13 protein-coding genes and 1 tRNA gene are annotated in these 14,911 nt (G+C 65.4%); all 14 read left to right on the forward strand.

Going from position 1 to position 14,911, the window contains the following annotated elements; genetic code table 11:
- The coding region (locus tag GTZ93_RS30890; RefSeq protein WP_455423666.1) for an EF-Tu C-terminal domain-related protein at positions 1 to 135 on the forward strand (135 nt) is incomplete at its 5' end.
- 94 nt (positions 136 to 229) lie between these two features.
- Entirely contained in the window at positions 230 to 394 is a 165-nt protein-coding gene (gene rpmG, locus GTZ93_RS30895) for a 50S ribosomal protein L33 (protein WP_002617522.1), read from the forward strand.
- Between the two features lie 23 nt (positions 395 to 417).
- Positions 418 to 493, forward strand: a tRNA-Trp gene (locus GTZ93_RS30900).
- Positions 494 to 581: 88 nt separating this feature from the next.
- Complete coding sequence (secE, locus tag GTZ93_RS30905; RefSeq protein ID WP_120577858.1) at positions 582 to 1,025, forward strand: preprotein translocase subunit SecE; 444 nt, start codon at positions 582 to 584, stop codon at positions 1,023 to 1,025.
- Complete coding sequence (nusG, locus tag GTZ93_RS30910) at positions 1,025 to 1,573, forward strand: transcription termination/antitermination protein NusG (RefSeq protein ID WP_014397772.1); 549 nt, start codon at positions 1,025 to 1,027, stop codon at positions 1,571 to 1,573. Before secE ends, nusG begins: the two co-directional genes overlap by 1 nt.
- A gap of 108 nt (positions 1,574 to 1,681) precedes the next feature.
- Positions 1,682 to 2,128, forward strand: coding sequence for a 50S ribosomal protein L11 (gene rplK, locus GTZ93_RS30915; RefSeq protein ID WP_120577859.1), 447 nt, complete (start codon positions 1,682 to 1,684; stop codon positions 2,126 to 2,128).
- A 28-nt stretch (positions 2,129 to 2,156) separates the two neighbouring features.
- A complete protein-coding gene (gene rplA, locus GTZ93_RS30920) occupies positions 2,157 to 2,870 on the forward strand; it encodes a 50S ribosomal protein L1 (protein ID WP_120577860.1) in 714 nt (237 codons plus the stop codon).
- 396 nt (positions 2,871 to 3,266) lie between these two features.
- Positions 3,267 to 3,788, forward strand: coding sequence for a 50S ribosomal protein L10 (gene rplJ, locus GTZ93_RS30925; protein WP_120577861.1), 522 nt, complete (start codon positions 3,267 to 3,269; stop codon positions 3,786 to 3,788).
- A gap of 89 nt (positions 3,789 to 3,877) precedes the next feature.
- Entirely contained in the window at positions 3,878 to 4,249 is a 372-nt protein-coding gene (rplL, locus tag GTZ93_RS30930) for a 50S ribosomal protein L7/L12 (RefSeq protein WP_120577862.1), read from the forward strand.
- Between the two features lie 181 nt (positions 4,250 to 4,430).
- A complete protein-coding gene (gene rpoB / locus GTZ93_RS30935) occupies positions 4,431 to 8,657 on the forward strand; it encodes a DNA-directed RNA polymerase subunit beta (protein ID WP_120577863.1) in 4,227 nt (1,408 codons plus the stop codon).
- Positions 8,658 to 8,789: 132 nt separating this feature from the next.
- Positions 8,790 to 13,001 carry a DNA-directed RNA polymerase subunit beta' gene (rpoC, locus tag GTZ93_RS30940; RefSeq protein WP_120577864.1) on the forward strand — a complete coding sequence of 1,404 codons (4,212 nt, stop codon included), beginning with the start codon at positions 8,790 to 8,792 and terminating at the stop codon, positions 12,999 to 13,001.
- Between the two features lie 178 nt (positions 13,002 to 13,179).
- On the forward strand, positions 13,180 to 13,641 hold the full coding sequence (locus GTZ93_RS30945) for a hypothetical protein (protein ID WP_120577865.1): 462 nt from the start codon (positions 13,180 to 13,182) through the stop codon (positions 13,639 to 13,641).
- A gap of 104 nt (positions 13,642 to 13,745) precedes the next feature.
- On the forward strand, positions 13,746 to 14,096 hold the full coding sequence (locus tag GTZ93_RS30950) for a phasin family protein (protein ID WP_120596206.1): 351 nt from the start codon (positions 13,746 to 13,748) through the stop codon (positions 14,094 to 14,096).
- On the forward strand, positions 14,093 to 14,854 hold the full coding sequence (locus tag GTZ93_RS30955; RefSeq protein ID WP_139917375.1) for a lytic transglycosylase domain-containing protein: 762 nt from the start codon (positions 14,093 to 14,095) through the stop codon (positions 14,852 to 14,854). Before GTZ93_RS30950 ends, GTZ93_RS30955 begins: the two co-directional genes overlap by 4 nt.
- The last annotated feature ends 57 nt before the right edge of the window (positions 14,855 to 14,911 follow it).

Here is a 14,911-nt window from a genome sequence, read left to right on the forward strand (position 1 = left end):
GTCATGCCGGGCGACAACATCGCCATCGAGGTGGAGCTCATCACCCCGGTCGCGATGGAGAAGGAGCTCCGGTTCGCCGTTCGCGAGGGTGGCCGTACGGTGGGCGCCGGCGTCGTTGCGGAGATCATCGCCTAGTCGGCTTCCCGCCGACCGGCTTTCACGGGCACTGAGTTGCGGAGGGGAGGGCTGCTTTTGTAGCCTTCCCTTCTCGCATCTGGTGAAATGAACCATGCCTAAGGGTAATCGCTCCATCATCTCGCTCGAGTGCACCACGTGCAAAGAGCGGAACTACACGACCACGAAGAACAAGCGGAAGAGCCAGGACAAGCTTGAGCTGAGCAAGTTTTGCCCTCGCTGCCGCAAGCACACGGACCACAAGGAAGGCAAGGTCTAGGTCGTCGGTTTCCATGAAGGTTTAGGCCAGTAGCTCCAACGGTAGAGCAGCGGTCTCCAAATCCGCGTGTTGGGGGTTCGAATCCCTCCTGGCCTGCCAGCTTCAGTACAGGGACCCCCGGTACCGAGCGGTGCCGGGGGTCCCTGCCTTTTCGCAGTCCCGCTTCCGCACTCCCTCGTGAGGCACCATGGCGACGGCATCTGAGGCCAGCCAGCAGGCTAACCGCTCGGGCATCGACCCCAAGCGGCTCGTGGTCATCTTCTATCTCGTCACCGGCATCGTCCTGGCCCTCTTCCTGGAGCACGTCTTCGGGTTGCTCTGGAGCCGGTTCGGCTGGAGCGACGTGGAGCTCTTCGAAGGCCTCGGCTGGCGTGTGTCGACGCTGGTGGGCTACGTGGTCGCCCTCGCCCTGGTGCTGGCGGCCTACTTTCACCCCCGCACGCACACCCTCTCCATCGACGTGGCGTCCGAGTTGATGAAGGTCACCTGGCCTACCTGGTCGGAGACTCGCGCGTCGACCATGGCCGTGGTCGTCGCCTCGCTGGTGGCGGCCGTTCTGCTCTTCTGCATCGACACCGTCGCCTACAACTTGATGGTGGAGTGGCTGCCTGCCCTGTGGGGGAAGCTGTAATGGCGAAGAAATGGTTCACGGTCCAGACCTACTCGAACTACGAGAACCAGGCGAAGAAGAACCTGGAAGAGCAGGTGCGCCTCAAGGGCCTGCAGGACCAGGATCTGATTGGTGAGATCCTCATCCCCATGGAGCAGGTCGTGGAGATGGTGAACGGCGAGAAGAAGACCACCCGCCGCAAGCTGTTTCCGGGCTACATCTTCGTCCAGATGGAGCTCAGCGACACCACCGTCCACCTGGTGAAGAACACCTCCAAGGTGACGGGGTTCCCGGGCGTCGGTCAGAACGAGCAGCCCCGGCCCATGTCGGACCGCGAGGTCGAGCGTCTCACCGCGCAGGTCACCGAGGGCGCCCACAAGGCCAAGCCCAAGGTCCAGTTCGAGACCAGCGACACGGTGCGCGTCATCGACGGTCCGTTCGCCAACTTCAATGGCACCGTGGAAGAGGTCAACCCGGAGAAGGGCCGCGTGCGCGTGCTCGTCAGCATCTTCGGCCGTGCGACCCCCGTGGAGCTCGACTTCATGCAGGTGGAGAAGACCACCGGCTAGTTTCACAAGTCTTCCGCGCCCGGGTGACGGGCGCGGATCAACGGGTGGGAGGGTCGCCCCGTCTGGCGGCCCGTTGGAACCACCCTCTCGAAAGGCAGCAGTCCGCCGATGAAGAAGGTCACAGGTCAGGTCAAGTTGCAGATTCCCGCCGGCAAGGCGAACCCCGCCCCGCCGATTGGTCCCGCGCTCGGTCAGCAGGGCGTGAACATCATGGAGTTCTGCAAGCAGTTCAACGCCAAGACGCAGGCGGAGGCCAAGGAGGGTCTGATCATCCCGGTGATCATCACCGTGTATCAGGACCGCTCCTTCACCTTCATCCTGAAGACCCCTCCCGCCGCCATCCTCATCAAGAAGGCCGCGGGTCTCCACACGGAGAAGAAGAAGGGTTCGGGCGCGAAGAAGCCGGGCAAGGAGAAGGTGGGGCAGATCACTCGCAAGCAGCTCGAGGAGATCGCCAACAAGAAGATCCAGGACACCACCGCCGCGTCCCTCGAAGCCTGCATGAACACCATTGCCGGCACCGCGCGCTCCATGGGCATCGACGTCGTCGGTTAGCCCGCCCTACATCTCAAGGATTCCTGCCATGGCTACCAATGGAAAGAAGTTCCGCGCGTCCAACGAGCTGGTGGACCGCAACAAGCGCTACGCCGTCGCCGAGGGCTTCGCGCTGCTGAAGAAGACGGTGGATACCCGCGCGACCAAGTACGACCAGACGGTCGACGTCGCCATCAACCTGGGCGTGGACCCGAAGCACGCGGACCAGATGGTCCGTGGCGCCGTGGTGCTCCCGCACGGCACCGGCGCCACCGTGCGCGTGGCCGTGTTCGCCAAGGGCGAGCGCGCCACCGAGGCCACCAACGCAGGCGCGGACATTGTCGGCGCCGAGGACCTCCAGAAGCGCATCGAGGAGGGCTTCCTCGACTTCGACACCGTCATCGCGACGCCGGACATGATGGGCATCGTCGGCCGCCTCGGTAAGGTGCTCGGTCCCCGTGGCCTCATGCCGAACCCGAAGGTCGGCACGGTGACCATGGACGTCGCCAAGGCCATCCGCGACTCCAAGGGCGGTAAGGTCGACTTCCGCGCTGAGAAGGCGGGCATCGTCCACGCGAAGATGGGCAAGGCCTCCTTCCCCGCAGACAAGCTCGAGGCGAACTTCAACGCGCTGGTGGACCTGGTGATGAAGCTCAAGCCGGCCACCGCCAAGGGCGTGTACCTGCAGGGCATCGCCATCTCGACGACCATGGGGCCGGGCATCAAGCTCGACACCACGGAAATCCTGGCGCGTCACCGCTAATCGCGGGTGCCAGAACGGGCAGGGAAGGGTGCGCTCCCTGACGGGGAGCGTCAATCCTGTCGCCCGCGAACGTCGGTCCGTTAGAAAGTGCTGGATCTTTGCGAAAGCCGGGGGTATAGGCCCCCGGCTTTTGCAATTGGGGCGCCATGTCGAGAGACGCGGCGTTCCGACCTGGTTCATGACAGCAGGGACCTGGATTGGAGAAGACGCGTCCGTTGGGAACCGGGCAACCGGTCGGGCCGTCTATCCGCTCCTGGTTCAAACGACCGCAAGGTCAGCCCTGCCGAGACTGGAGGTGCGGTGTGGTGCCTCTCGGAGGCTCCTCTCTCGCTCTGCCACTTTGGCCCAGGCATCACGCCCGACCGTCAGGTCGGGCCATGAAGGAGGTGAGTCAAGGTGCTGAAGAGCGAGAAGGAAGAGATGATCAAGGACCTTCACGAGAAGTTTGCGCGGACCAAGACCGCGGTGCTCGTGGAGTCCTCCAAGGTGAACGTCGAGACCGTCACCAAGCTGCGTCGCAAGTTCCGCGAGGGCAAGGTCGAGTACAAGGTCATCAAGAACACGCTGGCGCGCCGTGCCGCTCAGGGTACGACCGTCTCCGCGATTTCTGATGACTTCACGGGTCCCGTGGCGCTGTGCATCAGCTACGACGACGAGGTGGCTCCTGCGAAGATCCTGATGGATTTCATCAAGGACATGGAGACCATCAAGGTCCGTAGCGCCGTCGTCGCCGGTAAAAAGGTCGACGCCAACGGCGTGAAGGCACTGGCGAAGCTGCCGGGCCTCAATGAGCTGCGCGGGATGTTGCTCGGCATGCTCAACCAGCCTGCAGGCAAGCTGGTCCGGACCATCGCGGCCCCCGGGTCGCAGCTCGCGCGCGTCATCCAAGCGCACGCGGACAAGGCGCAGGGTCAGTAATCGTCCCGAGAAGTTTTTCTACCGCAACCTCTTCGGCCGAGCCGCCCAAATGGGTCGCCGGCCGTTAGTCAACCAGAAGGAACAGTTCCATGGCCGATTTGAACGCGATTGCTGAAGAACTCTCGAAGCTCACCGTCCTCGAGGCGGGCGAGCTCGTGAAGATGCTGGAGAACAAGTGGGGCGTTTCCGCCGCCGCCGTGGCCGTTGCCTCCGCGGGCCCCGCCGCCGCCGCCGCTCCTGTTGAGGAGAAGACGGAGTTCAACGTGGTGCTGGCGAACGCCGGCGCCAACAAGATCAACGTCATCAAGGAGATCCGCGCCATCACCGGCCTGGGCCTGAAGGAGGCCAAGGACCTGGTCGAGGGCGCGCCCAAGACGGTCAAGGAAAGCGTCAACAAGGACGACGCCAAGAAGATCAAGGACCAGCTCGTCGCCGCTGGCGCCACCGTCGAGATCAAGTAGTTCTGTGCAGGGGCTACCCTGTTCTTCCGGGAAATCCCGGGTAGCCGCCTGATCGGATGAGCAGGCCGGCGCTCCCTATGCTGGGGCGCCGGCTTTGCCCATTTGACATTTGCCAAATTTCCCGGCGCCGCCGCGCGTTACTGAAGTTTGCCCCGCCCGAGCAGCCGTCCCCGGAGACCGAATGCCGACGCAGATCCAGAACAATTTCCGCGTGCGGAAGACCTTCGCCAAAATCGCGAAGATCATCGACATTCCCAATCTCATCAACATCCAGAAGCAATCCTACGAGAAGTTCCTCCAGGCCGACATCGCCCCGGAGAAGCGTGAGGATCTTGGCCTTCAGGGTGTCTTCAAGTCCGTCTTCCCGATCCGGGACTTCAACGAGACCTCCTCGCTGGAGTTTGTCAGCTATCACCTGGAGAAGCCGAAGTACGACGTCGATGAGTGCCACCAGCGTGGAATGACCTACTCGGCGCCTATCAAGGTCGTCGTGCGCCTGGTCGTCTGGGACAAGGACGAGGAGACCGGCGCCCAGTCCATCCGCGACGTGAAGGAGCAAGAGGTCTACTTCGGCGAAATCCCGCTGATGACCCAGAACGGTACGTTCATCATCAACGGCACCGAGCGTGTCGTGGTGAGCCAGCTGCACCGCAGCCCGGGTGCGTTCTTCGACCACGACAAGGGCAAGAGCCACTCGTCGGGCAAGCTGCTCTACAACGCCCGCATCATCCCGTACCGCGGCTCGTGGATCGACTTCGAGTTCGACCACAAGGACCTGCTGTACGTGCGCATCGACCGGCGCCGCAAGCTGCCGGCCACCGTGCTCATCCGCGCCCTGGGCGCCGTCGGTGACACGGCGAAGAAGAACCCGCTCGACTTCAAGGGTTCGACCGAGGAGATCCTCAACTACTACTACGCCACCGAGACCATCTACCTGCAGAGCGCCGCGGACTTCGAGAAGTCCGTCGAGCTGGAACTCCTGCCGGGTCAGCGCGCCACGCGCGACATCAAGACCAAGTCCGGTGAGTTGATCGTCAAGAAGAACCGCAAGTTCACGCGCGCCGCCATCAAGAAGCTTGAGGCGGCGAAGATGACCAAGCTGCCCATCGACGCGGACGAGCTCTTCACCAAGGTGTCCGCCTACGACGTGGTGGACGAGAACACCGGTGAGGTCATCCTCGAGTGCAACGAGGAGGTCTCGCAGGAGAAGGTGGACGAGCTCCTCAAGCGCGAAATCAAGGAGTTCAAGGTCCTCTTCATCGACAACCTCAACGTGGGTCCGTACCTGCGTGAGACGTTGATGCTGGACAAGATCGAGTCGCCCGAGCAGGCGATCATGGAGATCTACCGGCGTCTGCGCCCGGGTGATCCCCCGACGCCGGAGACGGCGACGAACCTGTTCAGCAACCTGTTCTTCAACCCGGAGCGCTACGACCTGTCCAAGGTCGGCCGCCTCAAGCTGAACTTCAAGTTCAGCCTCGAGGAGCCCCTCGACGGTCAGATCCTGACCAAGCGCGACATCCTAGAGGTCATCCGCTACCTGATCGACCTGAAGAACGGCAAGGGGACGATCGACGACATCGACCACCTGGGCAACCGCCGCGTCCGCGCGGTGGGCGAGCTCCTGGAGAACCAGTACCGCATCGGCCTCGTCCGCATGGAGCGCGCGATCAAGGAGCGCATGAGCCTCCAGGAGATCGAGACGCTCATGCCGCACGACCTGATCAACGCCAAGCCGGTGACGGCGGTGATCAAGGAGTTCTTCGGGTCCAGCCAGCTGTCGCAGTTCATGGACCAGACGAACCCGCTCTCGGAAGTCACGCACAAGCGCCGTCTGTCGGCCCTTGGGCCTGGCGGCCTCACGCGTGAGCGCGCGGGCTTCGAAGTCCGCGACGTGCACCCGACGCACTACGGCCGCATCTGCCCCATCGAGACGCCGGAAGGCCCGAACATCGGCCTCATCGCGTCGCTGTCGACCTACGCGCGCGTCAACGAGTTCGGCTTCGTGGAGACGCCGTACCGCAAGGTGGACGCGGGCAGCGTGACGGGGGACGTGGCCTTCTACTCGGCGCTCGAGGAGGAGAAGCACACCATCGCCCAGGCGAACGCGGAGACGGACAAGAAGGGCAAGTTCGTCAACGAGCTGGTGCAGAGCCGCCGCAGCGGCGAGTTCGTCCAGGTCAAGGCCGAGGACGTGGACCTGATGGACGTGTCCCCGAACCAGCTGGTGTCGGTGGCCGCCTCCCTCATCCCGTTCCTGGAGAACGACGACGCGAACCGCGCGCTCATGGGCTCCAACATGCAGCGCCAGGCCGTGCCGCTGCTGCGCACGTCCGCGCCGCTCGTGGGTACGGGCATCGAGGCCATCGTCGCGCGCGACTCGGGCGTGACGTGCGTGGCCCGCCGTGACGGCGTCGTGGAGTCGGTGGACGCCGGCCGCATCGTGGTGAAGGCGGACTCCAACGCGGCCCTGAGCGACGTGTCCAGCGAAGTGGACATCTACAACCTGCTCAAGTACCAGCGCTCCAACCAGAACACGTGCCTCAACCAGAAGCCCATCATCCGCAAGGGTGACCGGGTGAAGAAGGGCGACGTGATCGCGGACGGCCCGGCCACCGAGACCGGTGAGCTGGCGCTGGGACAGAACATCGTCGTCGCGTTCATGCCGTGGCAGGGCTACAACTTCGAAGACTCCATCCTGCTCAGCGAGCGCATCCTCAAGGAGGACGTCTTCACGTCCATCCACATCGAGGAGTTCGAGTGCATCGCGCGCGACACCAAGCTGGGCAAGGAGGAGATCACCCGCGACATCCCGAACGTGGGTGAGGAAGCCCTCAAGGACCTGGACGAGAGCGGCATCATCCGCATCGGCGCCGAGGTGAAGCCCGGCGACGTGCTGGTGGGCAAGATCACTCCGAAGGGCGAGACCCAGCTCTCCCCGGAAGAGAAGCTGCTGCGCGCCATCTTCGGTGAGAAGGCCGGCGACGTGCGCGACAGCTCGCTGCGCGTGCCCCCGGGCGTTGTCGGCACCGTCATCAACGCCAAGGTGTTCAGCCGCAAGGGCGTGGAGAAGGACGAGCGCGCCAAGCAGATCGAGTCCATGGAGGAGGCGAAGCTCCTCAAGGACCAGAACGACGAGATCAAGGTCCTCCAGGACTCCGCGTACAGCCGCCTCCGCGGGCTGGTCCGCGGCAAGGAGGTCCAGGGCAAGCTCGTGGACGACAAGGGGAAGATCCTCCTGAAGAAGGGGGACATCCTCAACGACGAGCTGCTGGCCACGGTGCCGTACAAGTACTGGGGCGAGATCTCCGTGGGCGACCCGCTGGACGCGCGCCTGCGCGACATCCTGCGCAGCCTGGAGGAGACGAAGGAGGCCGTGAAGCTGGCCTTCGGCGAGAAGATCGCCCGCATCAAGAAGGGCGACGAGCTCCCCCCGGGCGTCATCAAGATGGTGAAGGTGTACGTCGCCATCAAGCGCAAGCTGGCGGTGGGCGACAAGATGGCCGGCCGCCACGGCAACAAGGGCGTCGTGTCCCGCGTCCTCCCCGAGGAGGACATGCCGTACCTGGAGGATGGCCGTCCGGTGGACATCGTCCTCAACCCGCTCGGCGTTCCCAGCCGCATGAACATCGGGCAGATCCTCGAGGTCCACCTGGGCTGGGCCGCGAAGGGCGTGGGCGAGCAGCTGCAGCGCTACATCGAAGAGAACTTCAGCGGCGAGCAGCTCAAGAAGCAGCTGAAGACCGTCTACGACGACAAGGCCTTCGGCGACTTCGTGGACGGCCTGTCCGACCAGGAGGTCCAGGACCTCTGCCGCCGCCTGAAGAAGGGCATCCACGTGGCGACGCCGGTGTTCGACGGCGCTCGCGAGACGGAGCTGCACGCCCTCTTCGACGAGGGCCGGCTGCCGCGCTCCGGTCAGATGGTGCTCTTCGACGGCCGCACGGGTGAGCCGTTCGACCAGAACGTCACCGTGGGCGTGATGTACATGCTCAAGCTGCACCACCTGGTGGACGAGAAGATCCACGCCCGTTCCATCGGGCCCTACTCGCTCGTCACGCAGCAGCCCCTGGGCGGCAAGGCCCAGTTCGGCGGTCAGCGTCTGGGCGAGATGGAAGTCTGGGCGATGGAGGCCTACGGCGCGGCGTACACGCTGCAGGAGTTCCTCACGGTCAAGTCGGACGACGTGGTGGGCCGCACGCGCATGTACGAGGCGATCGTCAAGGGCGACAACGTCCTGGAGTCCGGCCTGCCCGAGTCGTTCAACGTGCTCCTCAAGGAGCTCCAGTCGCTGGCCCTGGACGTGGAGCTGCTGGAGAGCGCGCCCCCGGAGCGGCAGCGCAGCTTCGGCGGTGACTTCCTGGGTGGCGGCGACGGCGAGGACCGGAAGTCCGGGACCGAGGCCTAGGCCTTTTCAAAGTAGCCGGTGCGCCCGCCTGACCGGCTGGCTGCTTCCTCTTGGAGGGAGCGGCTGGCCGGGCGCAGGGCGGGGGCCCGAAACGTTTGGCGCCTTGAGCGCTCATAAGTTTTCGGAGGCAACGTGAAGGACATTTTCAACTTCTTCGAGAAGCCGAAGGACCCGCTGTCGTTCAACGCCATCCGCATCGCGCTGGCGTCGCCCGACAAGATCCGTCAGTGGTCGCACGGCGAGGTGAAGAAGCCGGAGACGATCAACTACCGCACCTTCAAGCCGGAGCGGGACGGCCTGTTCTGCGCCCGCATCTTCGGGCCGGTGAAGGACTACGAGTGCAACTGCGGCAAGTACAAGCGCATGAAGCACCGTGGCGTCGTGTGCGAGAAGTGCGGTGTGGAGGTGATTCAGTCCAAGGTGCGCCGTGAGCGCCTGGGACACATCACGCTGGCCACGCCCGTGGCCCACATCTGGTTCCTCAAGTCGCTGCCCAGCCGCATCGGCAACCTGCTCGACATCACCCTCAAGGAGATGGAGAAGGTGCTGTACTGCGAGAGCTACATGGTCATCGACCCCAAGGCGACGCCGCTCCAGAAGGGCGAGCTGATCTCCGAGGAGAAGATGCACCGGCTCTTCCAGGAGCACGGTGAGGACTCGTTCTCCGCGGGCATGGGCGGCGAGGCCGTCCGCGAGATGCTCAAGTCCCTGGACGTGGAGAAGCTGTCCGAGGAACTGCGCAAGGACATGCGCGAGACCACCAGCGAGGCGAAGCGGAAGAAGTACGCCAAGCGCCTGAAGGTGGCGGAAGCGTTCCGTGTCTCCGGCAACAAGCCGGAGTGGATGATGCTGGACGTCATCCCGGTCATCCCGCCCGACCTGCGTCCGCTGGTGCCCCTGGACGGCGGCCGCTTCGCGACCTCCGACCTCAACGACCTGTACCGCCGCGTCATCAACCGGAACAACCGCCTCAAGCGGCTCCAGGAACTGAACGCGCCGGACATCATCATCCGCAACGAGAAGCGGATGCTCCAGGAGGCCGTGGACGCGCTGTTCGACAACGGCCGCCGCGGCAAGACCATCACCGGCCCGAACAAGCGGCCGCTGAAGTCGCTGTCCGACATGCTCAAGGGCAAGCAGGGCCGGTTCCGTCAGAACCTGCTCGGCAAGCGCGTGGACTACTCGGGCCGCTCCGTCATCGTCGTCGGTCCCGAGCTGCGCCTGCACCAGTGCGGCCTGCCGAAGATCATGGCGCTCGAGCTCTTCAAGCCGTTCATCTACAACAAGCTTGAAGAGAAGGGCTACGTCACCACCATCAAGTCGGCGAAGAAGATGGTGGAGAAGGAGCGTCCGGAGGTCTGGGACATCCTCGAGGACGTGATCCGCGAGCACCCGGTGCTCCTCAACCGCGCCCCCACGCTGCACCGCCTGGGCATGCAGGCCTTCGAGCCCGTGCTCATCGAAGGCAAGGCCATCCAGCTGCACCCGCTGGTGTGCGCCGCGTTCAACGCGGACTTCGACGGCGACCAGATGGCCGTGCACGTGCCGCTGTCCATCGAGGCTCAGATGGAAGCGCGCGTGCTGATGATGTCGACGAACAACATCCTCAGCCCCGCGAACGGCAAGCCCATCATCGTCCCGACGCAGGACATGGTGCTCGGCATCTACTACATGACGCGCGCCCGCGAGTTCGCCAACGGCGAAGGCCGCGTGTTCGCGTCGCCGGACGAGGTGCGCGCCGCGTACGACCACGGTGAGGTCCACCTGCAGGCCAAGGTGGTGTGCCGCATCGACGGCAAGCGCAAGGAGACCACGGTCGGCCGCGTGCTGCTGTGGGAAGTCGTTCCGCGCCGCGTGGGCTTCGACGCCATCAACAAGGTGCTCGACAAGAAGTCGCTCGGTAACCTCATCGACCTCTGCTACCGCCTCACGGGCGAGAAGGAGACGGTGCTGCTGGCGGACCGCATCCGCAGCGCGGGCTACTTCCACGCGACCCGCGCCGGTATCTCCATCGCGCTCAAGGACATGATCATCCCTGCGAAGAAGCAGGAGTTCCTGGACTACGCGCGCAAGGAAGTGGCGGAGATCGAGAACCAGTACCTGGAAGGCCTCATCACCGACGGTGAGCGCTACAACAAGGTCATCGATATCTGGGCGGAGATCACCGAGAAGGTCGCCCAGGAGATGATGCAGCAGATCTCCCAGGACGAGGCTTCCGGGGACGTGGACGGCAAGCGCATCACGCGCAAGCAGCCGTCGTTCAACCCCATCTACATCATGGCCGACTCCGGCGCCCGCGGCAGCGCCCAGCAGATCCGCCAGCTGGCGGGTATGCGCGGCCTGATGGCGAAGCCCTCCGGCGAAATCATCGAGACGCCCATCACGGCCAACTTCCGTGAAGGCCTCTCCGTGCTCCAGTACTTCATCTCCACGCACGGCGCCCGTAAGGGTCTGGCGGACACGGCGCTCAAGACGGCCAACTCCGGTTACCTCACCCGCCGTCTCGTGGACGTGGCGCAGGACGCCATCATCAACGAGTACGACTGCGGCACCATGGACGGTCTGTTCATCGGCGCCCTGGTCGAGGGCGGCGAGATCATCGAGCCGCTGGGTGAGCGCATCCTGGGCCGCGTGGCCCTGGACGACATCCTCGACCCGGTGACGGGCGAGGTGCTGGTGCGCGCCAACGAGGAGATCGACGAGGAGCGCGTCCGCCGCATCGAGAACAGCGGTCTGGACAAGGTGAAGATCCGCTCGGTGCTCACGTGCCAGGCCAAGCGCGGCATCTGCGTGGAATGCTACGGCCGTGACCTGGCGCGTGGCCGCAAGGTGTCCGTGGGCGAGGCCGTGGGCGTCATCGCGGCGCAGTCCATCGGTGAGCCGGGTACGCAGCTCACGATGCGCACCTTCCACATCGGTGGTGCGGCGACCCGTCGCGCGGAACAGTCCAGCCTTGAGAACCGCTACGCGGGCTCCGTGAAGTTCGCGGGCCTGAACACGGTGCAGAAGGCGGACGGCACGCTGGTGGCCATGAACCGCAACGGCGAGATCGTCGTCGTCGACGAGTCGGGCCGCGAGCGCGAGCGCTACCAGATCATCTACGGCGCCCGCATCCTGGTGAAGGAAGGCCAGAAGCTGGAGCCGGGCGTGCTGGTGGCCGAGTGGGACCCGTTCGCCATCCCGCTGCTCACGGAAGTGGGCGGTGTCGTGCGCTACGAGGACATCATCGAAGGCGTGACGATGTCCGAGACGCTCGACGAGGTGACGGGCCTGTCGCGCAAGACGGTCATCGAGTCCAAGGACCCGGAGGCGCGCCCGCGCGTCACCATCCGCGACGCGGCCGGCAACGTGAAGGACCTGCCGTCCTCCAAGAACCAGGCGAGCTACTTCCTGCCCCAGGGCGCGATCATCACGGTCAACGACCAGGATGAGATCTCCGCGGGCGAGGTCATCGCCAAGGTGCCGCGCGAGACCACGAAGACCAAGGACATCACGGGCGGTCTGCCCCGCGTGGCCGAGCTCTTCGAGGCGCGCAAGCCCAAGGATGCGGCGGCGATCGCGGAGATCGACGGCGTGGTGTCCTTCGGCAAGGACACCAAGGGCAAGCGCAAGCTCATCATCACCCCCGAGGTGGGCGGCGAGCAGCGCGCGGACCTGGCCAAGGAGTACCTGATCTCCAAGGGCAAGAGCATCAACGTCCACTCCGGCGACCGCGTGAAGGCCGGCGAGGCGATGATGGACGGCGCGGCCAACCCGCACGACATCCTCAAGGTGCTGGGCGAGAAGGAACTCGCGCGCTACCTGGTGGACGAAGTGCAGGAGGTCTACCGACTGCAGGGCGTGAAGATCAACGACAAGCACATCGAGACGATCGTCCGGCAGATGCTGCGCCGGGTGCGCGTCACGGACGTGGGCGACACCAACTTCCTGGTCGACGAGCAGGTCGAGAAGTGGGTGTTCGAGGAGGAGAACGAGAAGGTCATGTCCGAAGGGAAGCGCCCGGCCGTGGGCGAGCCCCTGCTGCTCGGCATCACCAAGGCGTCGCTCTCCACCGAGTCGTTCATCTCCTCGGCGTCGTTCCAGGAGACCACGAAGGTGCTCACCGAGGCCGCCATCAACGGCAAGGTGGACTACCTGCGCGGCCTCAAGGAGAACGTCATCATGGGCCGGCTCATCCCCGCCGGCACGGGCCTGCCGAACTACAAGCACCTCGACATCGAGGTGGAGAGCCCCACGGACGAGGTCAACGAGATGGAGGCCGCCCTGGCCGCCACCCACGGCGACACCGGCCCGCTGGCCCCTCCGCCGTCGCGGCCGGACACCCGGTCCACCGACGTCGCCTAGTGCTTCCGTAAGAAGCGTCCCTGACGCTTCGTGAGTCAGCCGCCGTCCTGGTGTCATACCGGGGCGGCGGCTTTCTCGTTTTGCACACTCCACTGCCTGTTCGCTTGACAGTATGTCGCGGTGCGTTATTTTGACGCATCACGTTGTGAGACCCGGAACACCCGGGGGGGAGCGCGACATGGCGACGACGAGTGCGAAGGCTGACGAAAAGACGGGCGTGACGCAGAACGTGGAGGCCTACCTGAAGGGGCGGTTCTCCGAGGCGCAGAAGCGGTTCCAGGGCCTGGAAGGGGAGGCGAACAAGGCCTTCCGTGCGCTGGAGACGCGGGGCCAGGTGGCGGCGAAGGAGGTCCAGACCCTGTGGACGAAGGTCCAGGCTGGTGAGCTGCGCGCCGACCCTCGCGTGCAGGAGTTGAGCAAGAAGGTGGACGCCGCGAGCGGGGAGCTGCGCAAGCGGCTGGACGGGCTCCAGACGAAGGTCGTGGAGGCGGTGGGAGTTGCCAGCCAGTCCCAGGTGGAGCAGATCACCCGAGAGCTGAGCCGCCTGTCGAAGAAGCTGGATGTGCTCCTGAAGCCCACCCGTCGTGCCCACCGGACGACCAAGAATTCGGGCGGCGCGGCGTCTTCTCCGCGGGCCTGAGCAGCGTTTTCATCACCCATGGGGTGTGCTTAGGTCGCAAACCCCTTTGAATGCCCAGGGTTCCTTCCGCGGAAGGAGCCCGGGGTAACTCCCGGAGAGACTTCATGGACACCAACACCGAGGCCCCCCGAGAGAAGACCTCCGTGGCGGAGGCATTCGAACGGATCTGGAGCCAGGCGCTCCTGGCGGTGAACACGGCGGAGGAGGAGGCTTCCCGCGCAGTGCAGCGCGTGGCGTCCGTCGCGGGCTGGAGCCAGGACGAGGTGAAGCGCCAGGCCCGTGAGTTCGCGGACCGGCTGACGGGGCACCGCAAGGACCTGGAGCACAACGTGGAGGAGCGGGTCCGCACGGCCCTGATCCTCCTGAAGCTGCCGCGCCGCGAGGAGTTGCAGGCATTCGGTGCCCGCCTGGAGCGTCTGAACGAACGCATCCAGGCCCTGGAGCACCGCAAGTGAGTGGACCCGCCGCCTCGGGCGGCAGGTCGTTGGGAACGCGGTTCTTCGCGGGGCTGCATGCCCTGAGCAGCGGGTGCTCCCGGCTCCCGCTGCTCGCGGGCGTGGCGCTCGTGGTGTCCGCTCGGGTGGTGCCCCTCCTGGAGGAGCCCACCTCCCAACCCGTGGTCCCCGAGATGGTGGCGCAGGAGGCCGTCTCCGAGGAGGCGGCCCTCATCGACGCCGTGCTGGCCAAGCGCGCCCCGGACCTGGGGCTCACGCTGCGCCGGCGGCTGGGGCAGGCCATCGACGAGGAGTCGCGCCGCACGGGGTATGATCCGCTGCTGGTGCTGGCCCTCATCGACGTGGAGTCCGACTTCGAGGAGGAGTCCGTCTCCGAGAAGGGCGCTCGGGGCCTGATGCAGATCAAGCCCAGCACGCTGCACTTCCTGGCGGAGAAGGAGGGCCTGAGGCTGTCGCGCGAGGAGGTGGTCGCCGATCCCGCCGTCTGCGTGCGCCTGGGCATCCGCTACCTGCGCAACCTGCAGGGCCGCTTCGGCGGAGACCTGGACCTGGCGCTGATGGCCTACAACGCGGGCCCCACGCGCATCCGGGATGCCATGAAGGCCGGAGAGCTGGAGAAGTTCCGCCGCTACCCCCGGGCCGTGCGGCGCGACTTCCGCCGCTTCCGCGAGGGCCATGGCCTGGGCGGGGACTGGGCGCTCGCGCAGCGCGAGCCTCCGCCACCGGCGCCTGACGAGACTCCGACCGCGGCGCCCTGACGGTCTTCGGGGCCGGACTGGAAGACGGGCCCCCGGGTGAATGTTCGGCGCGGCGGA

It is taken from the genome of Corallococcus exiguus (assembly GCF_009909105.1).
Lineage (GTDB): Bacteria > Myxococcota > Myxococcia > Myxococcales > Myxococcaceae > Corallococcus > Corallococcus exiguus.

What these genes read in the sequence shown, in the direction of transcription:
- GTZ93_RS30950 (WP_120596206.1), top strand. Translation starts at nt 13,746, where the DNA reads ATGGACACCAACACCGAGGCCCCCCGAGAGAAGACCTCCGTGGCGGAG.
- rplL (WP_120577862.1), top strand. Translation starts at nt 3,878, where the DNA reads ATGGCCGATTTGAACGCGATTGCTGAAGAACTCTCGAAGCTCACCGTC.
- rplA (WP_120577860.1), top strand. Translation starts at nt 2,157, where the DNA reads ATGGCTACCAATGGAAAGAAGTTCCGCGCGTCCAACGAGCTGGTGGAC.
- rpmG (WP_002617522.1), top strand. Translation starts at nt 230, where the DNA reads ATGCCTAAGGGTAATCGCTCCATCATCTCGCTCGAGTGCACCACGTGC.
- nusG (WP_014397772.1), top strand. Translation starts at nt 1,025, where the DNA reads ATGGCGAAGAAATGGTTCACGGTCCAGACCTACTCGAACTACGAGAAC.
- secE (WP_120577858.1), top strand. Translation starts at nt 582, where the DNA reads ATGGCGACGGCATCTGAGGCCAGCCAGCAGGCTAACCGCTCGGGCATC.
- rplK (WP_120577859.1), top strand. Translation starts at nt 1,682, where the DNA reads ATGAAGAAGGTCACAGGTCAGGTCAAGTTGCAGATTCCCGCCGGCAAG.
- GTZ93_RS30945 (WP_120577865.1), top strand. Translation starts at nt 13,180, where the DNA reads ATGGCGACGACGAGTGCGAAGGCTGACGAAAAGACGGGCGTGACGCAG.
- rpoB (WP_120577863.1), top strand. Translation starts at nt 4,431, where the DNA reads ATGCCGACGCAGATCCAGAACAATTTCCGCGTGCGGAAGACCTTCGCC.